Raw genomic sequence first — 19,670 nt, 5'->3', positions numbered from 1 at the left:
CGGTCCAGGATGAGATTGAGCACGGCGATCAGCGCCTGTTTGCATTCCTCATCTTCCCGGCCATAGACGGCTTTGAATAAAAGATCGTTTTTTAAATTGAGTGCGATATGTAAGACCTCCTTTTTTAATTGGTATATTTTTACTTTAACATTATTTCCATATTATGTCAATTAATAAATGTGATATATTTCCACATTTTAATAAAACCAGCCGGCGAAGGAGCGAGATGCTCCCTGCCTGCTGGTTTTTGTGTTCTAATTGGGCGATTGCCGAAAACGACCCATACTTATATAATCGGTTTGTTCTTTTCCCGCTTGCCTGATCAAATCAGCGAAAGGATGATGCTCGACGTAATTACTGAGCATGCCGGCATTTACAACTTGCGCATCGCTTCGGTCGTTATTTCTGCGAAAGCCATTCCTACAGGCTGCAATTCTTCGACAGGGATTCTGTCAGGTTTATCTGAATTATGGAACAGATACTGCATGCCGCAGACCATACTGACAACAGGCACGCCCGACTCATTCCAGTAAAATGCATCTGATATGACTTCATCCTGGTGAAACTTATACTCTCGCTCAAGCCCCTTTCCAACTGGTACAAGCGCTGCGATGGATTTTTTCAAATCGTAATTTGCGATAGTAGCTTTCGTAAATGCATAAAGCTTTGGTTCTGATACATAGAACAGCCTGGGCTCGACCTGACCTGTTTCATACAAATTATAATTTTCATCAAAAGCAGCCTCTTTTCCTATATGCTCTATCGCAATATCGATTATGACATTATCCCCGACTTCCTTACGTTTCTTCACAAAGCCTATATTAGCTGCATAATCCGTATAATGCGTATCAAGCGCTGCAAACATCAACGTTTTTTCGCGTTCTTCTGCCGGTATCTGCGCAAAATACTTTGCCAAAGCCAGCATTTCGGAAGTTCCCGACGCGTCCTGTACAGCGCCTTCAAATACTGCGTCATGATGGGAATGCACGAGTACGATATCATCCGATTTCCCTTTTAATCTGCCGGAAACGTTGAACGCATTTCTATATTCATATAACGTGTCTACTGTCATCTGCCCCCTGATCACGCCGCTGGTTTCAAACTCAGCTTTTATCTTTTTGCCGGAGCTTCTACTCACCCACAGGGCCGGCAGAGACATGTATTGACAGCCATAGGGCCACCCGTTTTCCGTATAATCTTCATTGTAAAAATAAGGATCGTCCATATAATTTTCAAGGATACCCACAAAGCCGACAGCGCCATGGTTCTGCGCCAGATAAAAGTTCGCAGGCCAGATCGATGGTGAATATATGTCAACCTTCTTCTTTTTCTCCTCCATCTGGTTTAACGGATCGTATACAAACGGATCATCAAACCACTCATGCTGCTTCTGCATATCAAATTCCGGCAGATACACGCTGGCAACCACCACCTTGCCTTTAACGTCTAATCTTTCAAAATCCTCTGCAAGCCCCTGTCCAACATATACAAATTCTGACTCCGATCCGTCCGTTCCGAATGAGAATCTGCCGCTCTCTCCACCTCTGTTCGTCCCATTGATATAGAAAGCGTCCATTTTTTCTCCGCCAACAGTAAGTGAAAAATCTTCCACCATCATACACATAGATGGAACAGTTTCAATGCGCACATCCTCCAATCCGAACGCTCTCATTTTGCCTTCGATATATTCCGCAGATTTGCGTCCTTCCGGAGTTCCGGTCTTCCTGTGTCCCCACTGGGCCAGATCCTTGATCCATGAAAAGATTTCCTTTCCTTCGGGAAAACTATTTTGCCTTACTTTTGCCTGATATGTCATTTCTTCTCCTTTACTATTATTCATCAAGTGCTTTCCGAATAAGTTCTGTCACCTTCTCTATGCAAGCCTTTTCGTCATCCATTGCCTGAGGTATAAATCCTGCTTCTGTTTCTATCGCCTTGTCTGCAAGGGCCAGCGTTTTTTCAAATCCGTCGCCTGTTTCTGATTCAGCTGCAAAGCTCTGCATAAGCTCATAATACGTGAAAACATTCAGCTCTCGTCCTGCCGCCCACGTTCGTCTGTCAACGAATTCCGGATCGCATATCTGCTTCCTCATGTGCTCAGCCACTTCTTCGTCAAAGTAGTATGAGGCCGCTGCAAGATCAAGCTGAACCAGCAATTCAAATGCCGCTTTTGCATCTCCTTTTACAAGAGCTTCCTTTGCTGCCATCAAAAGTTCTGTGTTCTGCATATATTTCACGGTAGCCAGGCAAAGGAAGTCGCAGCTATTGATTTTATCAAGCCCGTCAGCAACAGCTTTATAAGCTTTAAGGGTATATTGGTTCTGTTCATGTGCAGCGTCAAAGAATGCCTTCTTTTCTGCGTGTGTCAAACCGGACGAGAGCGCTTTTATATAATCTCTATTATGCGATTCCGTCGTTTTATTCAGTTGAATGGCAGCCATATTCAACCTCTCTACAGCATTGAAGTATTCTTCGTGAGTAATACCAAGCGTATTCAGCAAATCTATATCCACCTCATTCTTGATTCTGGCGGCCTGCTCTGTATAATCAAGCTGCAGATACGGCATACTGTCAATATATAACCCCATACCACCGTAAAATCTTCCTATATCTTCCAGTATCTTCGTATCAAATATATCCCAGTTATCAAAATTTGAGTGGTCTCTGCCTACATAAGGACCGGTACCTTCATAGTACTGCTCTGAAATTGGGTCGTTGCACAGCGTAGGTATACCTGCCGTATGATAAGAAATACTGTCGGACCATGAGAGCATATAATATTCTGTCTGAGGCGCATACTGCTCCTTTTCTTCAAATCCTCCGCCAACAAGCTCGGGAGAATATGTATAATATGAAATGGGTATACGATTTACGCCTATATATGCAGTTGCCTGCAGCTTTTTCATTTTTAGCGCCGTATATTCGAAGTTTATATTGGCAACCGTCTTTCCTGTCCAGTCCTTTCTGCTTTCGTGAGTAAGCTCATATGAACCATAGATATAGGGGTATCTCGTATCCATGCCCCCTGTTTCATGGCTTCCATGAAATGCAAAGGTTATCATCCTATTTGGCTTATATCCGGAATCTATGATAGCTTTCGCAATACCAAGAAGCGTAGAACATGTTGACATATTATCCTGCAGGCACCTGAAATAATGGTCAAGATGCGCGGTATAAACAATCCTTTCATCGCTTATCTCTCCAGGGATTTCGCCTACGACATTATAAGTAGTTCCGCCGTAGGGATCAAAATCCGCATCTACCTTTAACGTCACTACACAATTTCCTGCGGACACTTTATTTCTCAGCAATTCCGCATCCCTGTGACAAATACCTACGATGGGGATATCACTGATTATATTAGGCGGCTGCACCCGTATGGTTTCATCGTTCAAAATATCCTCAGCTGCATATATCACCAAAGCCGCTGCTCCGTGCCGGATAGCTTCTTCCATCTGTCCGGAAAGACTCGCTCCCTCAAGCGTACCCATCGCTGCAAACAGTCCTATCTTTCCATTCAAGTCCAGCGCGCTGCATTCCGCCTTAGTAGCTTTACCCAGGTCCATCAGTTCCGCGGTTAATCCCTCTGTTGCAGTTCCCGGAGAAACATAGCCGTATGGATAGATAATCTTTTCTTCATCTGCAACCGATATTTCTGCCGAATTAAACTGATATCTTGCCGTCTTGCAGGGAAGCATCTGTATATTACTCAATCCGATTTCTTTCAATTTTTCAGCTATGAATTCGGAACCTTCATTCTCCGCATCAGAGCCGCAATGCTTACCGCCGTAAAGCTTACTGTCACCTATTTTTTCGTACTCTTTAATAAACTCTACCTGAAAACCAACATCTAACTCTCTACAGAAATTTTTTATGTCTTTATCAAGAATCATATTTCTCATTATATTTTCCTCCTGCGACAAATTCATATATTCTACAGTATTACAGAATTTCTCTAAATCCATCTATAGAATAATCTCTTCCTTCTTTCTTAGCTTCGAGAGCTTCAACAAGCGCCGCATAATTATTAGGTGTGATTTTATAAAGTAAAACTACAGCAATCGCGCTCAAAACCATAAATCCGAGCGGCACTACAGTCTCAGATAGGGTTATAGCTGTTATTACACTGTCAGGCTGCTGTGCTGCCATAGCGTCAAATCCTGCCCATGCCAATATGTAACCGATCAGTGAATATCCAATCGCCTGTGCTAGACCCATTCCCAGCGTATATGTTCCTACGCATGCGGCTACCTTGCTGTCACCAAATTTAAATTCGTTCAATTCACCGATATCATAAACCATCGAATAACTTACGATCAGGGCGATAGAATTGGTAATACCATATCCTACTGAAAGAATAGCTCCGTCCAGATAGGAAGACGGGCCTTTAATTATGACTGTAAGTCCACAAACTGCATATACGCACATAGCAATCAACAAGGTATTCTTTTTACCAAATCTTCCTGCAAGCCAATTCGCAGGTACAGCCATTAATATCGTAACAACCATGCTGATTGTAAAATATGTAGAGGCTGTGGCTTCGCTGAGTCCCAACACATATACTCCGAAATAAACAAGAAATCCTGATAAAACAGTATTGCCGATGAAATAAAGCAGCGACCATATGGCAATTCCTAAGAAGGGTTTTATTTTCAATACGGACATATAGGATTTAAAAATATTTTCTTTTGGTTTTTCCTGGATTTCGCCGATTTCTACGCCTATAGGTTCTTTTCCTTTGGTAGCCGCCCATGCAATGAGTCCGCAAATCAGCATGGGAAGCGTACATGAGATCAGAACCGCCAGGCTCTAGCTTCCTGCTTCGCCGCCTATTCCCGCATTGGCGAATCCCGTCTGTACATACATGACTAATGTCCCGCCGACAAATACCGAAACATATAGAATAACGGTACACAGGCTTCTGATTTTTGTTCTCGCATTGTAATCTACCGTCAGCTCTGCACCAAGAGAATCATACGGCACAAGGAAGGTATAATATATGATATAAAATAAAATACAGACGATCGCATAGTAAGCAGCCGTCGCCTGCCCAAAATCCACTTTGATAAAAATTAAGGTCATCAAAATCACAGTAGGAAAAATGGAGGCCAGCATGATCGGTCTTCTCTTGCCGTGCTTTGATTTACTGTTGTCAGAGATGTAGCCGATAAAGATACACCAGACCGATGCGATAAGCAGCGCTGCTCCGCTGATAGTTCCGGCTGCCGCGGCGTTTATACCTACGACGGTTACTAAAAAATAGCTTAAATAAAATCCCCAGAGGTTCTCACCTGTTCTAACCATAGAACCAAGTCCATAGCCGATCGTCGTTCCCAATGAACTCTTTTTCCTTTCCTGACTCATTACATTCCTCCTTTGAAATAGAGTGAAAAAGTATTAATCATTGCTTATAAGCTATTTTTATAATAATCACTAAATTCAATTAATTCACGCACAGTACCGCTTCAAATCATGATAATATCAAAAAAACGCATAAGATAGAGTAGTTGCATTCTATTTTATGCGGAATCGTTGGTTTTGGAGTGCGGAATCATACTTTTCAATTTGCTGGTTTTATCCGATTTTCTGTATGATAATCTTAGCGATCTGCTCACAATTCAAATCGATATTCATATAAACTTGTTCCTCCTGTGAAATCTCCCCGTATTCGTATGCCGCATGAAATATATGATCGATGATATCTCTGTTTAGAATGTTTATTTTTCCTGAATTCATTATGTTTCTCAAGCTGTCTGGAATATTGAGGCTTTTCTCACGGCAATATATATAAGTACCTGATGGGTCAAGGCCTGATATTTTAATGATACATTCTCTTCCTGAAGCTGCGTCGGGATTCATACACAGCAATTTCAGAGCATCGGATTCTTTCCATACAAAAACATGTTCTTGTGGCTTTGAGCACGGGAACTGAATATCAGCCAGGAAACGCTGCACACTGTAATGCCATATACTGCTTTGTTTTGCTATTGGCAGCTTGATCCCGGACATATCCTTTATATCCGCCCGCACCGTATTGAAATCAATATCTACCTTTTCCCTGATTTGTTCGTCTTCGCTGAAAACGATTTCATATTTTTCTGCCTTTTCAAGAACATCCGAAAGGTCTATGTCCTCATCGAGTATCACGCCCATCGTTTCGTTTTGTCTCTCCAGCCTAAAATTTTTTCTATTATTTTTCCTGTATTCGGATGGCGTACAGCCATAGCTTTTCAGAAACGCCGCGTTATAATATCTCGGAGCGGAGAATCCACATTCAAAGGTTATATCGGAAATATTCATGTCTGTATTCAACAAGAATTTAATTGACAGTTCCGCTCGAACGAACGCTACGAATTGTTCAAATCCCATTCCGTTGCTTTTCTTCAGCAGCCTTGTAAGGTAATCATCGCTCACATAGATCTGCGATGCAACTTCGTGAAGCGTCAGCCTTCTGTGACAATTGTCGTAGATGTAGTCGATTGCTTTCCATACCCTTTTCATCTGCTCATCGTATCGCTGTGCATTTGAGTCTATGGTCGCTAAGAACCCCATTTTCAGACTGCTCAATATATCTATGGAGTAATAAACGATTTTATTTTCAGCATCTATATTCCTCATTTGCTCCGACATAAGTCTGAGGATTCTGCTGATATGACCTTTCATTTCCGTTTTCAAATTCTGCGAAATAATATCATCCTCTTCAGGAGAGCAATAGAACAAAGCTGTCCATATCTCAGGCAGGTACTGATTATATTTTTCCAGATCAAAGTGCAGTTGGATATATAATAAATCCTCGGACCGGCTTTCCACAGAATGGATATCATCTCGATTCAAAACCATCATTTCGCCGGTTTGCACATGAAAGGTTCTGTTGTTGCGCACGATATCCAGTTCGCCTTGAATCACAAAATTGATTTCCAGCAAATCGTGCCAGTGTATCGGCTGCTTTTTATTTTTTACCGAAATGGTCAGCATTTTTTCAATCATATTCTTACGCCTTTTCCCTTTGCCTAGTGTCGTGCCATGCATACTCCCCGGCATCTCTCTGCTTCTATTGTATCACACATTTCTTTTAACACTCTGTTTTTATGTTCTATGCCTTTATTTATACGAGCGAATTGCTTCTAGCGCAGCTTTATCCGGAGCTCTCTTTTATAATATTTTCGTACCATTATGTCCGGGCAGCGCGTCATATTCCATGCCCAGCGGTTGCGCGCACATACAAAAAAGGGCCTCCCATATTATTGGGAAACCCTCATTTTTAAAGCTTCTTTGTTTATACCAACTCTAAAAATACAACTTCCGCGCAATCTCCGCGTCTCGGTCCTAATTTTAAAATTCTTGTATATCCGCCGTTTCTGTCAGCGTAGTTCGGTGCAATTTCATCGAACAGCTTTGAAACCACGTCTTCGTCGTAAACGTATGCGAGCACCTGTCTTCTGGCATGGAGATCGCCGCGTTTCGCAAGAGTGATCATTTTCTCAGCCTGACGTCTGGCTTCCTTCGCTCTATGCTCTGTTGTGGAAATCCGTCCTTCTCTCAGAAGATCCGTAACCAGATTTCTCAGCATTGCCTTTCTATGAGCAGTAGGTCTGCCTAGTTTTCTATATCCTGGCATCGCTAAATCCTCCTTTATTCATCGCTTTGTCTTAATCCAAGACCTAATTCTTCTAGTTTATGTTTTACTTCGTCTAGAGATTTCTTACCAAGGTTTCTGACTTTCATCATGTCTTCTTCTGAACGGTGTGTCAGTTCTTCGACAGTATTGATGGCCGCGCGCTTCAGGCAGTTGAAGGAACGTACGGAAAGTTCCAGCTCTTCGATGGTCATCTCAAGAGCTTTTTCTTTCTGGTCTTCTTCCTTCTCGACCATGATTTCCATCGTATCCGTGCTGTCCGTCAGCTCGATGAACAGGTTCAGATGCTCCTGCATGATCTTTGCGCCGATGGACACCCCTTCGCTCGGTGTGATCGAACCGTCTGTCCAGATCTCTAAAATCAGCTTATCGTAGTCAGTAACTTGACCAACTCTTGTATTTTCAACAGTAAAGTTAACTTTTCTTACCGGCGTATAAATCGAATCGGTCGGGATCACTGCGATGGGAGTGCTTTCGGTCTTGTTCTGGTCGGCGGAGACATAGCCTCTGCCTCTGGCCAGATTCATTTCCATGACCAGCGTAGCATTTTCCTCCAGAGTAGCAATATGCAGATCCGGGTTGCAGATTTCCAGATCGGAATCTCCAATAATATCCGCAGCCGTTACCTCTTTGGGCCCAATGGCATTGATCAGAACCTTTTTCGTATTTTCGCCGCTTAATTTAATGGCTAACTTTTTCAGATTTAGAATTATCTCTGTAACGTCTTCTTTGACTCCTGGAATGGTTGAAAACTCGTGAAGTATTCCGTCGATTTTAACAGATGTGACAGCTACTCCTGGCAGCGAGCTTAAAAGAATTCTTCTAAGGCTGTTTCCCAGCGTAGTGCCGTAACCTCTTTCCAGAGGCTCTACAACGAATTTCCCATAGTTGGGATCCTCGTTAGAAAATACACATTCAATTGTTGGTTTTTCGATTTCTATCACTCAAAACCCTCCTTTTCTCCCAAAACACCGTCAACTAACAAACGTTAATCAACCGATTATTTGGAATATAATTCGACGATCAGGTGCTCTGCGACCGGAGTATCGATATCCTCTCTAGTCGGCAGAGTAACAACCTTGCCTTCCAGTTTTTCAACCTCTACTGTAAGCCATGATGGTACAGAAATGGTCATATCTTTAATCTCCTTGAATTTCGGAGAACTTGTGCTCTTTTCTTTGACCTTGATCACATCGCCGGCCTTCACTTCGTAAGAAGGAATGTCTACCTTCTTGCCGTTTACCTGGAAATGGCCGTGTGTTACAAGCTGTCTGGCTTCTTTTCTTGAGGAAGCGAATCCAAGTCTGAACACAACGTTATCCAGTCTTGTTTCCAGCATGATCAGCAGGTTTTCACCTGTGATTCCCTTCTTTCTCGCTGCCTTATCAAATAAGTTTCTGAACTGAGTTTCCTGCAGTCCGTAGAATCTCTTTGTCTTCTGTTTTTCTCTTAACTGAGTTCCATAGTCAGAGACTTTCTTTCTTCCCTGACCGTGCTGTCCAGGAGGAAAGTTTCTTTTTTCGATGGCGCACTTGGTGCTGTAGCATCTGTCGCCTTTTAAGAACAGTTTCTGTCCTTCTCTTCTGCATAATCTGCAGCTAGCATCTGTATATCTTGACATTCTACCTAGTTCCTCCCTTCAATTAGACTCTTCTTCTCTTCGGCGGTCTGCATCCGTTGTGCGGTATTGGAGTGATGTCCTTGATCATGGTGATTTCAAGGCCAGCGCTCTGAAGCGCTCTGATCGCGGCTTCTCTTCCGGATCCCGGACCCTTTACATATACTTCAACGGTTTTCAGACCATGCTCCATCGCGCCTTTTGCAGCTTCTTCAGCAGCCATCTGAGCGGCGAACGGAGTGGATTTTCTCGATCCTTTGAATCCCAGTGAACCGGCACTGGACCAGGAAAGCGCATTTCCTGCAAGATCTGTAAGAGTTACAAGGGTATTGTTAAAGGTAGACTGAATATGTGCTTGGCCTTTTTCAATGTTCTTGCGTTCTCTTCTTTTTTTTCTAGCTGTCTTTTTCACAGTTTTAGCCATTGTTCTACCTCCTTACTTCTTCTTTCTTCCTACAGTCTTTTTCGGACCTTTGCGAGTTCTAGCGTTTGTCTTTGTTTTCTGTCCTCTCACCGGAAGACCTCTTCTATGTCTGATTCCTCTGTAGCATCCGATTTCCATGAGTCTCTTGATATTCAGTGAAATATCTCTTCTCAGGTCACCTTCTACTGCATATTCCTGGTCAATGATCTTTCTGATCTTACCAGCTTCATCCTCGGATAAATCCTTTACTCTCGTATCAGGATTGATTCCGGCTTTTTCCAATATTGCGTTTGCCGTCGGTCTGCCAATACCATAAATGTATGTCAAACCAATTTCAACTCTCTTTTCTCTTGGTAAATCGACACCGGCTATACGAGCCATATTTCCCTCCTATTCCCATCTTCCGTCACGTTTCTGCCTTGCCGCCGAACCGAAGGTTCGCGGCTTCGGCAGCCGTAATATAAACGGGATGTTCTTTTGCGTCTTGCAATATAAAATAACTATCTATCTTGAGAAACCATCGACCCCAGCGGGCCCTTGCAGCCGCGAACCTGACGCTCCCAAAGCAGCCATATCAAGTCCATTCGCCCACTAACCAAGTCAACAATTTCCTAAGCGGAAATGTTATTGCGCAGGCAAACTCCGCAGGACGGCGTATCGCGTAAGCGATACAGCGCCGGCCGAGGACCTTGCCGAAGCAAAACATTTCCGCGCTCTAACCTTGTCTCTGCTTGTGCTTCGGGTTTTCACAGATAACCATGACTTTCCCGTTACGCTTAATTACTTTGCACTTTTCGCAGATTGGTTTTACGGAAGCTCTAACTTTCATTTCGCACTCCTCCTAACCTTTCTTGTCTACGCTTTCCCTCTCCAGGTGATCCGGCCTCTGGTCAGATCGTAAGGAGAAAGCTCAACTTTTACTTTATCTCCCGGAAGGATCCGGATAAAGTTCATTCTGATTTTTCCTGAAACGTGTGCAAGCACTTCATGTCCGGTCTCCAGCCTTACTACAAACATTGCGTTGGGCTGCGCGTCTACGACCGTCCCTTCTGCTTCAATGACGTCTTTTTTCGCCATAATAACACCTCTCTTTTTACAATGTAAGCAACTCAGGCTCACCATCAGTTATAACAACAGTATTTTCATAATGGGCGGACAGCTTTCCGTCCAGTGTGACCACAGTCCAATTGTTGAGAAGAGTCTCAACTTCATAATCGCCTTGGGTGATCATGGGCTCAATGGCAAAGACCATGCCTTTCGCAAGTCTGGGTCCTCTGCCAGGCGCCCCGTAGTTGGGGATCTGCGGTTCCTCGTGCATGTCTCTTCCCACGCCGTGGCCTACAAAATCCCGGATAACACCGTATCCTTCGCTCTCCGCCTTTACTTGGATGGCGTGAGAGATATCCGAAAGCCTGTATCCTACTTTGCAGAATTTCAGACCTTCGAAAAAGCTGTCTCTGGTTACATCGATCAGGCGCTGTGCCTCCGGGTCGATCTTGCCTACCGGATAAGTCCTGGCCGCATCGCTGACGTAGCTTTTGTAGGTGGAACCCACATCTACGCTGACGATATCGCCTTCTTTCAGCTTGCGTTTCTTCGAGGGAATCCCATGGACCACTTCTTCGTTTACCGAAACGCAGGCGCTCGCCGGAAAACCGTACAGACCTTTGAAGGATGGGATCATATCGTGATCCCGGATCATGTCCTCAACGAACTGATCGATCTCCTGGGTGGTAACACCCGGTTTTATGAAGCTCTCCAGCTCCTTGAGCACCAAACCTGTGACGCTCCCGGACTGCCGCATTATGTCGATTTCCTGCTCTGACTTGATGATGATCATGCTTATTCACCTAGAACGCTTACAATGTGGTTAAATACATTTTCAAGTCCGATCGCACCGTCGATATGGGCGATGTTGCCGGCCTTTTCATAATATTCAACCAGCGGCATTGTCTGCGAATTATATACTTCGATTCTGTTTTCAACAGTTTCTTTCGTATCGTCGGCTCTCTGCATCAGCTCGCCGCCGCACTTATCGCAAACACCTTCCTTTGCAGGAGGCATGTTTTTAACGTTATACGTGGCTCCGCAGGCCTTGCATACCCGTCTGTTGATGAGCCGCTGCATCAGTTCTTCCTTTTCGACTGCGATATCCAGTACTTTATCTACTTTCTTACCGTGTTTTTCAAGGAATTCATCCAGCTTTTCCGCCTGATATACGGTTCTTGGAAAACCGTCCAGCAGGAAACCGTCCGTGCAGTCATCCTCAAGCAATCTGGTGGTTGCGATCTCACATACCAGATCATCGGGAACCAGTTCGCCTTTATCCATGTATTCCTTTGCTTTCTTTCCCAGCTCAGTGCCGTTTTTAATGTTGGCTCTGAAAATATCGCCGGTAGAGATATGCGGAATATGATATTTTTCAACGATCTTTACTGCCTGAGTGCCTTTGCCGGCACCCGGAGGGCCTAATAAAATTAAGTTCATTTCTTAACCTCCCTACTTAAGGAAACCTTGATAGTTTCTCATGACCATCTGATTTTCCAGCTGTTTCATCGTATCCAGAGCCACACCGACGGCAATCAAAAGCGATGTGCCTCCGAAGTGGATGTTCAGGCCTGTGTACTGACTGACGATTGTCGGCAGTACCGCTACCAGGGCCAGGAAAACAGCTCCTACAAAAGTGATTCTTGTCATTACTTTGTTTAAATATTCAACCGTGGCCTTACCCGGTCTGATTCCCGGAATAAATCCGCCGTTGGCCTTCATATTCTGCGCGACTTCCATAGGGTTGAAGGTAACAGCCGTATAGAAATAGGTGAAGAATAAAATCAGTATCACATTAAATACGGCATACACCCATACGCCCGGAGAACCCTGCGGCGACAACCACTTGGTGATCCACATGGACGCGGAACTGTCGGCTGACATGAAATAAGTGATGGTCAGCGGGAACTGCAAAAACGACATGGCAAAGATTACCGGGATAACCCCTGCCTGATTTACTTTCAGCGGAATGTGTGTTGACTGTCCGCCGTACATCTTTCTTCCTACCACGCGCTTAGCATATTGGACCGGAATTCTTCTTTGACCCTGCTGGATCTCGATGATTCCGATAATAACGATTACTGCGAAAACGACGAACAGAGCCAAGGATACAAAGGTCATGGTTCCTTCCCTGTATTTGAGCCAAATTTCGTGAATTCCGCTCGGCAGTCTGGCGATGATCCCTCCGAAAATAATCAGTGAGATCCCGTTTCCGATGCCGTTTTCATTGATCTTTTCACCCAGCCACATAAGAAAGGCCGTTCCTGCCGACAGTACCAGTACAATGACCGCTACTGAAAAGAAGTCGGTGCTGATCAATGCATTTCTGAACATCCCCACCGATACGCCGATAGCCTGAACGACCGCCAGCACTACCGTGAGATAACGGGTGTACTGAGCAATCTTTTTCTGGCCTTCGGTACCTTCCTTGGCCAGACGCTCCAGCCTTGGAATAGCAATCGTGAGCAGCTGCAGTATGATGGAAGCCGTGATGTATGGGGTGATACTCAAAGCAAATATGGTAAAGTTGCTGAAAGCACCACCAGAGAATAAATTAAATAGAGCAAACAATCCGTCCTGGTGATTCATTTGCTGAGCCAGGTAAGCTCTGTCTATTCCGGGAACCGGAATATTGGAGCCAATTCGGAAAATCACAAGCATCAAAAGCGTATAAATAATCTTCTTTCTGATGTCCATGATCTTCCAAGCTTTCGCGATTGTTTTGAACATCTCCATTTTAAATCACCTCTGCCTTTCCTCCGGCAGATTCTATTTTTTCGATCGCTGTCTTGCTAAATTTGTGAGCCTGAACAGTAATGTTCTTATCCAGGTTACCATTTCCCAGAATTTTAATTCCATCTTTTACCTGCTTTACAAGCCCTACTTCCTCCAGCAGTGCCGGCGTTACAACAGTACCTGCGTCAAATCGGTTTAAATCATCAACGTTGAGAACGGTATATTCTGTTGCCCAGATGTTGGTGAATCCTCTCTTTGGAATTCTTCTGTAAAGAGGCATCTGTCCACCTTCAAATCCTGGCCGTGTGCCGCCGCCGCTTCTGGAGTTCTGGCCGTTCATACCTCTTCCGGCAGTTTTACCCTGTCCGGTAGCAGTACCGCGGCCCTTCCTCTTCGGCGCTTTTGTGGCGCCCGGAGCAGCTTTTAATTCATGCAGTTTCATCTATTTGCACCTCCAATCCTATAGCTCTTCTACAGTCAAAAGATGCTCTACTTTGTTGATAGCACCCCAGGTTACCGGAGAATCAACGAGCTCAACTGACTGGTGCATCTTTTTTAGTCCTAGCGCTTCTACAACTTTTCTCTGTTTTGGGGAAGCGCCAATCGTGCTTTTTGTTAAAGTAACTTTAATCATTTTAGCCATTGCTCTTCCTCCTTATCCTATAATTTCTTCTTGATTTTTTCCTCTCAGACGAGCAACCTTTTCTACAGTCATCAGGTTTTTCAGTCCTTCGATCGTTGCATAAGCCATGTTTGCCGTATTGTTAGAGCCAATGGACTTAGCTCTGATATCTTTGATTCCAGCAGCTTCAAGAACCGTACGTACGGATGAACCTGCGATAACTCCTGTACCTTCCGCAGCCGGCATAAGCTGTACTCTGCCTGCTCCGAAAATTCCCAGGATTCTGTGTGGGATCGTAGTTCCTACAGTCGGAACTTTGATCAGTTTTTTCTTTGCGTCTTCCGTCGCTTTCCTTACTGCTTCAGGGATTTCCTGAGCTTTGCCAAGACCAACTCCTACATGGCCTTCGCCGTCTCCAACTACTACAGTTACGCTGAATCTCATGTTTCTGCCGCCCTTAACTGTCTTAGCTACACGTCTGATGCTGACGATCGTTTCGTTTAAGTCTAGCTTGGAAGCATCGATAGTATTTCGCATTCCTTTTACCTCCTGTTAGAATTTCAATCCAGCTTCGCGAGCGCCGTCAGCAAGTTCCTTTACACGTCCGTGATAAAGGAATCCGCCCCTGTCAAAAGCAACGGTTTCGATGCCCTTATCCAGTGCTCTCTTAGCAATAGCTTCTCCGACCTTCTTAGCAGCGTCTTTGTTTCCGCCGTATTCGATCTGGCCTTTCAGCTCCTTATCCAATGTGGAAGCGGAAGCAAGGGTAACTCCATTTACGTCATCGATAATCTGAACGGAAATGTTCTTATTACTTCTGAAAACGCAAAGTCTAGGTTTCTCAGGAGTTCCATAAAGGTCTTTTCTAACTCTCTGGTGTCTTGCGACACGCCTATCATTTCTGCTGTTTGCCATCTTATTTCACTCCTTTCCTTATTTTGCTCCGGTTTTACCTTCTTTTCTGCGGATGTGTTCGCCGACATAGCGAATACCTTTGCCTTTGTAAGGTTCCGGTTTTCTCCAGGCACGGATATTGGCAGCATAGTTGCCAACAACTGCTTTATCGATTCCTTTAACCGTAATTTCGGTATTGGAAGGTGCCTCGGTGGTAATTCCGTCCGGGTCTTCCAGCTCTACCGGATGGGAATATCCCAGGCTCAGGACCAGTTTCTTGCCCTTCTTTTCAGCCTTATATCCAACACCGACCAGTTCCAGTTTCTTTTCGTAGCCCTGGGTTACGCCGGTCACCATGTTCAGGATCAAGCTTCTTGCCAGCCCGTGCTGTTCTCTGTAAGCCTTGGCGTCCGAATCTCTGGAAACGTTAACCTGATTATCTTTTACTTCGATTTTTAATAACTTGCTGATCTGCTCTGTAAGTTCGCCTTTTGGTCCTTTAACAGTAACTGCATTATTACCGTCAACCTTAACCTCAACGCCAGCAGGAAGATCAACAGGTTTGATACCTATTCTTGACATTGTCTACCTCCTACCAAACATAACAAACTACTTCGCCGCCAACGCCCAGTTTTCTGGCTTCTTTGTCGCTGATAACTCCGCTTGACGTGGAGATGATCGCGATTCCCAGTCCGCCCAGAACTTTTGGAACGTCGCTTGCCTTAGCATAAACCTTCAGGCCTGGCTTTGAGATCTTTTTGATCCCGGTGATAACTCTTTCTTTGTCAGGACCATATTTCATCTGAACGCGGATCATGCCCTGCTTGTTGTCGTCTATAACGTCAAATCCTTTAATGTAGCCTTCTTCCGTCAAAATTCCTGCGATGGACTTTTTCATCTTTGAAGCCGGAATATCAACCGTGTCATGACCTACAGTATTGGCATTTCTGATTCTTGTCAGCATATCTGCTATTGGATCTGTCATTGTCATTACAGTATTTCTCCTTTCTTGACCAGCTTTGCACGCACGTGCAGTTCTGGCAATTTCACTTTTCTACCAGCTCGCTTTTTTCACGCCGGGAATTTCTCCCTTGTAAGCAAGCTCTCTAAAACAGATACGGCATATTCCATATTTCTTGAGAACAGAATGGGGTCTTCCGCAGATTCTGCATCTTGTATATGCGCGTGTTGAGTATTTCGGTTTTCTTTGCTGTTTTATTTTGAGAGATGTTTTCGCCATGTTTCCCTCCTATTATTTCTCGAACGGCATTCCGAGAAGTTCCAGCAGAGCTGCCGCTTCTTCATCTGTTTTAGCCGTTGTAGTGAATACAATGTTCATACCTTTGATCATGTCAACTTTATCGTAGTTGATTTCCGGGAAGATGAGCTGTTCCTTGATCCCCATGGAATAATTGCCTCTTCCGTCAAAGGAGTTCTTGCTGACGCCCTTGAAGTCTCTCACTCTGGGAAGAGCGATGTTGATGAATTTATCAACGAAGGTGTACATGTTCTCTCCTCTTAAAGTGACTTTCGCTCCTACAGGCATACCCTGTCTTACCTTAAAGTTGGCGATTGATTTTTTCGCCTTGGTAACCACAGGTCTCTGGCCGGTTATGAGGGCCAGCTCTTCGACTGCGCTTTCCATAATTTTGGCATTTTCTTTGGCTTCGCCAAGGCCCATGTTAATGGTCACTTTTTCCAGCTTGGGAACTTCCATTGCATTCTTATATGAGAATTTTTCCATCAATGCCTGAAAGACATTGTTGTCATAGTTTTCTTTTAATCTGGCTGTCAAAATCGTCTCCTCCTTTCTTAGTCGATTACTTCGCCGGTTTTCTTAGCTACTCTGACTTTTTTGTCGCCGTCCATCTTGTAGCCAATCTTGCTGGCGGTCTTTGATTTTGTATCGTAGTACATAACGTTGGAAACGTCCAGCGGACCTTCCTGATGCTTGATCTCGGCAGCCTCTTTCTGGGTCTGCTTCTGGTGCTTGGTCTGCATGTTGATGCCTTCTACGATCACTTTGCCGTCTTTGGGCATAGCTTTCAGCACTTTGCCAGTCTTACCTTTATCTTTTCCAGTAAGTACAATTACTGTATCGTCTTTCTTAATTCGCATCCGCTCGCCTCCTATAATACTTCCGGTGCCAGCGATACGATCTTCATAAAGCTCTTTTCTCTGAGCTCTCTGGCTACTGGCCCGAAGATACGAGTGCCGACCGGTGTCATATCATCCTTCAAAATTACAGCCGCGTTCTGGTCGAATTTTACATAGCTGCCGTCAACTCTTCTGGCACCCTTTTTCGATCTAACTACAACTGCCTTAACAACGTCGCCCTTTTTAACAACGCCGCCCGGTGTCGCGTCTTTTACTGCGCAAACGATCACATCTCCGATGTTCGCGTACTGACGGCTTGTTCCGCCGAGAATACGGATACACAGAAGTTCTTTTGCACCGGAGTTGTCAGCGACTTTCAGTCTTGTTTCTGTCTGAATCATTCTGGTGCCTCCTTACTTAACTTTCTCTACGATGTTCACAAGTCTCCATCTCTTGTCTTTGGACAGAGGTCTTGTTTCCATAATTCTAACTTTATCACCAATGTTGCATTCGTTGTTTTCATCGTGAGCCTTGACCTTCTTGGTTCTCTTTACAGCTTTACCATAAAGGGAATGTCTTACGAAGTCTTCCAGCGCAACGACAACAGTCTTATCCATCTTGTCGCTTACAACAACGCCAACTCTTGTTTTTCTGAGGTTTCTTTCAACTGTCATATTACATCCTCCTTTCTACTAGCCCTGAGCCTTTTCAAGCTGTTTTTCTCTGATGATCGTCTTGACTCTGGCGATGTCTTTCTTTGTATCTCTCATTTTAATCGGGTTTTCAAGCTGTCCGGTAACGTGCTGGAATCTGAGATTGAATAAATCTTTCTTCATCTTTACCAGTTCAGCATTGAGTTCCACTTCTGACATTTCTCTCATCTTCTTCAGTTCCATTATGCTTCACCACCCTTTGCTTCCATTTCTTTGATGGCAAATTTACATTTAACAGGCAGCTTGTGAGATGCAAGACGCATAGCCTCTCTTGCCTGGGCCTCGGTTACACCCTCGATTTCAAACATAACTCTGCCTGGTTTTACAACTGCTACCCAGTACTCCGGAGCACCTTTACCGGAACCCATACGTACTTCTGCAGGTTTCTTTGTTACAGACTTGTGGGGGAAGATTTTGATATAAACCTTACCACCTCTTTTTACCGATCTGGTCATGGCAATTCTGGCTGCCTCGATCTGATTTGAAGTTATCCATCCGCATTCGGTAGCCACCAGGCCGTAATCTCCGTAAGTAACCTTGTTACCTTTGGTAGCAACGCCCTTCATTCTACCTCTGTGGACTCTTCTGCGTTTAACGCGCTTTGGCATTAACATCAGCGTTTCCTCCTCTCTTTCGTCTATTCTTCAGTTGTTGCTGCTTCGGTCGCTGCATCAACCTGTGCTTCTGTGGTCTGCGCTTCGGCTGCTTTAGCTGGTTCTTCCTTCGGAGCTTTTCTCTTTCTCGGATTTACTGCCTTTGGAAGTTCCGGCTTATCGTCTCTTCTGCGATCATTTCTTCTTCTGTCGTTATCTCTTCTCGGTCTTCTGTCGCCGTCTCTTCTGTTTCTTTTGCCGTCTCTTCTTCCGTTTCCTTCATCGCGAACCGCGCTCTTGAGTCCCTTGTCAAGGATTTCTCCGTGGTTGATCCACACTTTGACGCCGATCTTTCCGTAAGTGGTATCGGCTTCCGCGAATCCATAGTCGATGTCCGCTCTCAGTGTGTGGAGAGGAACGTTTCCTTCGCTGTACTTTTCGTTTCTGGCGATTTCAGCTCCGCCCAATCTGCCGGATACCAGTACTTTGATACCTTTTGCGCCGGCTTTCATGGTTCTGCCGATGGCCTGCTTCATCGCTCTTCTGAAGGAAATTCTTCTTTCCAGAGCCTGTGCGATGCTTTCAGCTGTCAGCTGGGCATCCAGCTCGGATCTTCTCACTTCTTTGATCTCGATATTAATGGCCTTTCCGGTCATTTTTTCCAGATCGCTCTTCAGTTCGTCAATGCCGTTTCCGGATCTTCCGATAACCATACCGGGTTTTGCGGTCAGCACGATGACTTTCAGTTTATTGTCAGCCTGACGCTCCAGCAGTATTTTGGAAACGCCTGCTACATACAGCTTTTTCTTTACGAACTCTCTAACTTTATTATCTTCGATCAGGTAGTCGGCAAAGTTTCCTTTGTCAGCATACCATTTGGAATCCCAGTCTTTGATGATGCCCACTCTCAATCCATGTGGACTTACTTTCTGACCCATTAAATGAACCTCCTATCTTAATTCTTTTCTCTTAAAGTGACGCCGACATGACTGCTTCTCTTTAAGATGATCGATGCTCTGCCCTGTGATCCAGCTCTCCATCTCTTCATAGTCGGTCCCTGGTTAGCATAAACTTCCGCTACATATAAGTTGTCTGTGTCCATTTCTTTTACGTCAGCATTAGCCAGAGCGGACTGAACAACCTTTTCTACGATTTCAGCACCTTTGCCCGGTGTGAATTTTAATATAGTAAGCGCCTCATTTATATCTTTTCCTCTTACAAGATCTGCAACAGGCTTAAGCTTGATCGGAGACATTCTTACATATTTTGCAATTGCTTTTGCTTCCATTT

Annotated in this window: 28 protein-coding genes and 1 pseudogene; all 29 read right to left on the bottom strand. The window is 44.5% G+C overall.

Going from position 1 to position 19,670, the window contains the following annotated elements; genetic code table 11:
• Nucleotides 1–373: 373 nt before the first annotated feature.
• Complete coding sequence (locus LG211_RS18995) at nucleotides 374–1,816, bottom strand: M28 family peptidase (RefSeq protein ID WP_269478201.1); 1,443 nt, start codon at nucleotides 1,814–1,816, stop codon at nucleotides 374–376.
• A 16-nt stretch (nucleotides 1,817–1,832) separates the two neighbouring features.
• Nucleotides 1,833–3,902 (bottom strand): M28 family peptidase, encoded by a 2,070-nt coding sequence (locus LG211_RS18990; protein WP_269478200.1) that lies wholly within the window; start codon nucleotides 3,900–3,902, stop codon nucleotides 1,833–1,835.
• Between the two features lie 40 nt (nucleotides 3,903–3,942).
• Nucleotides 3,943–5,304: pseudogene (locus LG211_RS18985) on the bottom strand (MFS transporter).
• Nucleotides 5,305–5,574: 270 nt separating this feature from the next.
• On the bottom strand, nucleotides 5,575–6,987 hold the full coding sequence (locus tag LG211_RS18980; RefSeq protein ID WP_269478199.1) for an AraC family transcriptional regulator: 1,413 nt from the start codon (nucleotides 6,985–6,987) through the stop codon (nucleotides 5,575–5,577).
• 289 nt (nucleotides 6,988–7,276) lie between these two features.
• Nucleotides 7,277–7,618, bottom strand: a complete 342-nt coding sequence (gene rplQ, locus LG211_RS18975; RefSeq protein WP_148396201.1) for a 50S ribosomal protein L17 — start codon at nucleotides 7,616–7,618, stop codon at nucleotides 7,277–7,279.
• Nucleotides 7,619–7,632: 14 nt separating this feature from the next.
• Nucleotides 7,633–8,580, bottom strand: coding sequence for a DNA-directed RNA polymerase subunit alpha (locus tag LG211_RS18970; RefSeq protein ID WP_148396200.1), 948 nt, complete (start codon nucleotides 8,578–8,580; stop codon nucleotides 7,633–7,635).
• Nucleotides 8,581–8,636: 56 nt separating this feature from the next.
• Entirely contained in the window at nucleotides 8,637–9,257 is a 621-nt protein-coding gene (gene rpsD / locus LG211_RS18965) for a 30S ribosomal protein S4 (RefSeq protein WP_148396199.1), read from the bottom strand.
• Nucleotides 9,258–9,279: 22 nt separating this feature from the next.
• A complete protein-coding gene (gene rpsK / locus LG211_RS18960) occupies nucleotides 9,280–9,678 on the bottom strand; it encodes a 30S ribosomal protein S11 (RefSeq protein ID WP_148396198.1) in 399 nt (132 codons plus the stop codon).
• A gap of 12 nt (nucleotides 9,679–9,690) precedes the next feature.
• Nucleotides 9,691–10,059, bottom strand: coding sequence for a 30S ribosomal protein S13 (gene rpsM / locus LG211_RS18955; RefSeq protein ID WP_148396197.1), 369 nt, complete (start codon nucleotides 10,057–10,059; stop codon nucleotides 9,691–9,693).
• Nucleotides 10,060–10,393: 334 nt separating this feature from the next.
• Nucleotides 10,394–10,507, bottom strand: a complete 114-nt coding sequence (gene rpmJ, locus LG211_RS18950; protein WP_022155406.1) for a 50S ribosomal protein L36 — start codon at nucleotides 10,505–10,507, stop codon at nucleotides 10,394–10,396.
• A 26-nt stretch (nucleotides 10,508–10,533) separates the two neighbouring features.
• Nucleotides 10,534–10,755 (bottom strand): translation initiation factor IF-1, encoded by a 222-nt coding sequence (infA, locus tag LG211_RS18945; RefSeq protein WP_148396196.1) that lies wholly within the window; start codon nucleotides 10,753–10,755, stop codon nucleotides 10,534–10,536.
• Nucleotides 10,756–10,771: 16 nt separating this feature from the next.
• On the bottom strand, nucleotides 10,772–11,518 hold the full coding sequence (gene map, locus LG211_RS18940) for a type I methionyl aminopeptidase (protein ID WP_148396195.1): 747 nt from the start codon (nucleotides 11,516–11,518) through the stop codon (nucleotides 10,772–10,774).
• Nucleotides 11,519–11,520: 2 nt separating this feature from the next.
• The gene (locus LG211_RS18935; protein ID WP_148396194.1) at nucleotides 11,521–12,165 is read right to left on the bottom strand and encodes an adenylate kinase; all 645 of its coding nucleotides are present in this window, start codon (nucleotides 12,163–12,165) and stop codon (nucleotides 11,521–11,523) included.
• A 12-nt stretch (nucleotides 12,166–12,177) separates the two neighbouring features.
• Complete coding sequence (gene secY / locus LG211_RS18930; RefSeq protein WP_148396249.1) at nucleotides 12,178–13,455, bottom strand: preprotein translocase subunit SecY; 1,278 nt, start codon at nucleotides 13,453–13,455, stop codon at nucleotides 12,178–12,180.
• 7 nt (nucleotides 13,456–13,462) lie between these two features.
• Complete coding sequence (gene rplO / locus LG211_RS18925) at nucleotides 13,463–13,903, bottom strand: 50S ribosomal protein L15 (protein WP_148396193.1); 441 nt, start codon at nucleotides 13,901–13,903, stop codon at nucleotides 13,463–13,465.
• A gap of 18 nt (nucleotides 13,904–13,921) precedes the next feature.
• On the bottom strand, nucleotides 13,922–14,104 hold the full coding sequence (gene rpmD / locus LG211_RS18920) for a 50S ribosomal protein L30 (protein ID WP_148396192.1): 183 nt from the start codon (nucleotides 14,102–14,104) through the stop codon (nucleotides 13,922–13,924).
• Between the two features lie 12 nt (nucleotides 14,105–14,116).
• Nucleotides 14,117–14,620, bottom strand: a complete 504-nt coding sequence (gene rpsE, locus LG211_RS18915) for a 30S ribosomal protein S5 (RefSeq protein ID WP_148396191.1) — start codon at nucleotides 14,618–14,620, stop codon at nucleotides 14,117–14,119.
• Between the two features lie 15 nt (nucleotides 14,621–14,635).
• The gene (gene rplR, locus LG211_RS18910) at nucleotides 14,636–14,998 is read right to left on the bottom strand and encodes a 50S ribosomal protein L18 (protein WP_148396190.1); all 363 of its coding nucleotides are present in this window, start codon (nucleotides 14,996–14,998) and stop codon (nucleotides 14,636–14,638) included.
• A gap of 18 nt (nucleotides 14,999–15,016) precedes the next feature.
• Nucleotides 15,017–15,559: a 50S ribosomal protein L6 gene (gene rplF / locus LG211_RS18905; RefSeq protein WP_269478198.1), complete on the bottom strand. Its 543-nt coding sequence runs from the start codon at nucleotides 15,557–15,559 to the stop codon at nucleotides 15,017–15,019.
• 10 nt (nucleotides 15,560–15,569) lie between these two features.
• Entirely contained in the window at nucleotides 15,570–15,968 is a 399-nt protein-coding gene (gene rpsH, locus LG211_RS18900) for a 30S ribosomal protein S8 (RefSeq protein WP_148396188.1), read from the bottom strand.
• A gap of 63 nt (nucleotides 15,969–16,031) precedes the next feature.
• The gene (locus LG211_RS18895) at nucleotides 16,032–16,217 is read right to left on the bottom strand and encodes a type Z 30S ribosomal protein S14 (RefSeq protein ID WP_148396187.1); all 186 of its coding nucleotides are present in this window, start codon (nucleotides 16,215–16,217) and stop codon (nucleotides 16,032–16,034) included.
• Between the two features lie 12 nt (nucleotides 16,218–16,229).
• Nucleotides 16,230–16,772 carry a 50S ribosomal protein L5 gene (gene rplE / locus LG211_RS18890; RefSeq protein WP_148396186.1) on the bottom strand — a complete coding sequence of 181 codons (543 nt, stop codon included), beginning with the start codon at nucleotides 16,770–16,772 and terminating at the stop codon, nucleotides 16,230–16,232.
• A 17-nt stretch (nucleotides 16,773–16,789) separates the two neighbouring features.
• Nucleotides 16,790–17,095, bottom strand: coding sequence for a 50S ribosomal protein L24 (rplX, locus tag LG211_RS18885; protein ID WP_148396185.1), 306 nt, complete (start codon nucleotides 17,093–17,095; stop codon nucleotides 16,790–16,792).
• An 11-nt stretch (nucleotides 17,096–17,106) separates the two neighbouring features.
• On the bottom strand, nucleotides 17,107–17,475 hold the full coding sequence (gene rplN, locus LG211_RS18880) for a 50S ribosomal protein L14 (protein ID WP_148396184.1): 369 nt from the start codon (nucleotides 17,473–17,475) through the stop codon (nucleotides 17,107–17,109).
• A gap of 12 nt (nucleotides 17,476–17,487) precedes the next feature.
• Nucleotides 17,488–17,748: a 30S ribosomal protein S17 gene (gene rpsQ / locus LG211_RS18875; RefSeq protein ID WP_148396183.1), complete on the bottom strand. Its 261-nt coding sequence runs from the start codon at nucleotides 17,746–17,748 to the stop codon at nucleotides 17,488–17,490.
• Nucleotides 17,749–17,766: 18 nt separating this feature from the next.
• On the bottom strand, nucleotides 17,767–17,970 hold the full coding sequence (gene rpmC, locus LG211_RS18870; RefSeq protein ID WP_148396182.1) for a 50S ribosomal protein L29: 204 nt from the start codon (nucleotides 17,968–17,970) through the stop codon (nucleotides 17,767–17,769).
• Complete coding sequence (gene rplP / locus LG211_RS18865; RefSeq protein ID WP_148396181.1) at nucleotides 17,970–18,401, bottom strand: 50S ribosomal protein L16; 432 nt, start codon at nucleotides 18,399–18,401, stop codon at nucleotides 17,970–17,972. The genes rpmC and rplP overlap by 1 nt, the downstream gene beginning before the upstream one ends.
• 23 nt (nucleotides 18,402–18,424) lie before the next feature.
• On the bottom strand, nucleotides 18,425–19,318 hold the full coding sequence (gene rpsC, locus LG211_RS18860) for a 30S ribosomal protein S3 (protein WP_227755586.1): 894 nt from the start codon (nucleotides 19,316–19,318) through the stop codon (nucleotides 18,425–18,427).
• A gap of 17 nt (nucleotides 19,319–19,335) precedes the next feature.
• Nucleotides 19,336–19,668 (bottom strand): 50S ribosomal protein L22, encoded by a 333-nt coding sequence (gene rplV, locus LG211_RS18855; protein ID WP_148396179.1) that lies wholly within the window; start codon nucleotides 19,666–19,668, stop codon nucleotides 19,336–19,338.
• Nucleotides 19,669–19,670 lie beyond the last annotated feature (2 nt).

Origin of the sequence: Hominibacterium faecale, assembly GCF_020734085.1 — a bacterium.
GTDB classification, from domain to species: Bacteria; Bacillota; Clostridia; order Peptostreptococcales; family Anaerovoracaceae; genus Hominibacterium; species Hominibacterium faecale.
Note: the sequence above shows the minus strand (reverse complement) of the source record. Positions and strands in the feature narration are given on the sequence as shown.

Coding starts and splice junctions, on each gene's coding strand:
- secY (WP_148396249.1), bottom strand. CDS start 13,455: ATGTTCAAAACAATCGCGAAAGCTTGGAAGATCATGGACATCAGAAAG.
- rpsM (WP_148396197.1), bottom strand. CDS start 10,059: ATGGCTCGTATAGCCGGTGTCGATTTACCAAGAGAAAAGAGAGTTGAA.
- rplX (WP_148396185.1), bottom strand. CDS start 17,095: ATGCGAATTAAGAAAGACGATACAGTAATTGTACTTACTGGAAAAGAT.
- LG211_RS18995 (WP_269478201.1), bottom strand. CDS start 1,816: ATGACATATCAGGCAAAAGTAAGGCAAAATAGTTTTCCCGAAGGAAAG.
- rplV (WP_148396179.1), bottom strand. CDS start 19,668: ATGGAAGCAAAAGCAATTGCAAAATATGTAAGAATGTCTCCGATCAAG.
- LG211_RS18980 (WP_269478199.1), bottom strand. CDS start 6,987: ATGATTGAAAAAATGCTGACCATTTCGGTAAAAAATAAAAAGCAGCCG.
- map (WP_148396195.1), bottom strand. CDS start 11,518: ATGATCATCATCAAGTCAGAGCAGGAAATCGACATAATGCGGCAGTCC.
- rplF (WP_269478198.1), bottom strand. CDS start 15,559: ATGTCAAGAATAGGTATCAAACCTGTTGATCTTCCTGCTGGCGTTGAG.
- rpmC (WP_148396182.1), bottom strand. CDS start 17,970: ATGGAACTGAAGAAGATGAGAGAAATGTCAGAAGTGGAACTCAATGCT.
- rpmD (WP_148396192.1), bottom strand. CDS start 14,104: ATGGCTAAAATGATTAAAGTTACTTTAACAAAAAGCACGATTGGCGCT.
- rplR (WP_148396190.1), bottom strand. CDS start 14,998: ATGGCAAACAGCAGAAATGATAGGCGTGTCGCAAGACACCAGAGAGTT.
- LG211_RS18935 (WP_148396194.1), bottom strand. CDS start 12,165: ATGAACTTAATTTTATTAGGCCCTCCGGGTGCCGGCAAAGGCACTCAG.
- rpsC (WP_227755586.1), bottom strand. CDS start 19,318: ATGGGTCAGAAAGTAAGTCCACATGGATTGAGAGTGGGCATCATCAAA.
- rpsE (WP_148396191.1), bottom strand. CDS start 14,620: ATGCGAAATACTATCGATGCTTCCAAGCTAGACTTAAACGAAACGATC.
- infA (WP_148396196.1), bottom strand. CDS start 10,755: ATGGCGAAAAAAGACGTCATTGAAGCAGAAGGGACGGTCGTAGACGCG.
- rpsD (WP_148396199.1), bottom strand. CDS start 9,257: ATGTCAAGATATACAGATGCTAGCTGCAGATTATGCAGAAGAGAAGGA.
- rplQ (WP_148396201.1), bottom strand. CDS start 7,618: ATGCCAGGATATAGAAAACTAGGCAGACCTACTGCTCATAGAAAGGCA.
- rplN (WP_148396184.1), bottom strand. CDS start 17,475: ATGATTCAGACAGAAACAAGACTGAAAGTCGCTGACAACTCCGGTGCA.
- rpsQ (WP_148396183.1), bottom strand. CDS start 17,748: ATGACAGTTGAAAGAAACCTCAGAAAAACAAGAGTTGGCGTTGTTGTA.
- rpsH (WP_148396188.1), bottom strand. CDS start 15,968: ATGACAATGACAGATCCAATAGCAGATATGCTGACAAGAATCAGAAAT.
- LG211_RS18990 (WP_269478200.1), bottom strand. CDS start 3,902: ATGAGAAATATGATTCTTGATAAAGACATAAAAAATTTCTGTAGAGAG.
- rpsK (WP_148396198.1), bottom strand. CDS start 9,678: ATGGCTAAAACTGTGAAAAAGACAGCTAGAAAAAAAAGAAGAGAACGC.
- rplP (WP_148396181.1), bottom strand. CDS start 18,401: ATGTTAATGCCAAAGCGCGTTAAACGCAGAAGAGTCCACAGAGGTAGA.
- LG211_RS18895 (WP_148396187.1), bottom strand. CDS start 16,217: ATGGCGAAAACATCTCTCAAAATAAAACAGCAAAGAAAACCGAAATAC.
- rplO (WP_148396193.1), bottom strand. CDS start 13,903: ATGAAACTGCATGAATTAAAAGCTGCTCCGGGCGCCACAAAAGCGCCG.
- rpmJ (WP_022155406.1), bottom strand. CDS start 10,507: ATGAAAGTTAGAGCTTCCGTAAAACCAATCTGCGAAAAGTGCAAAGTA.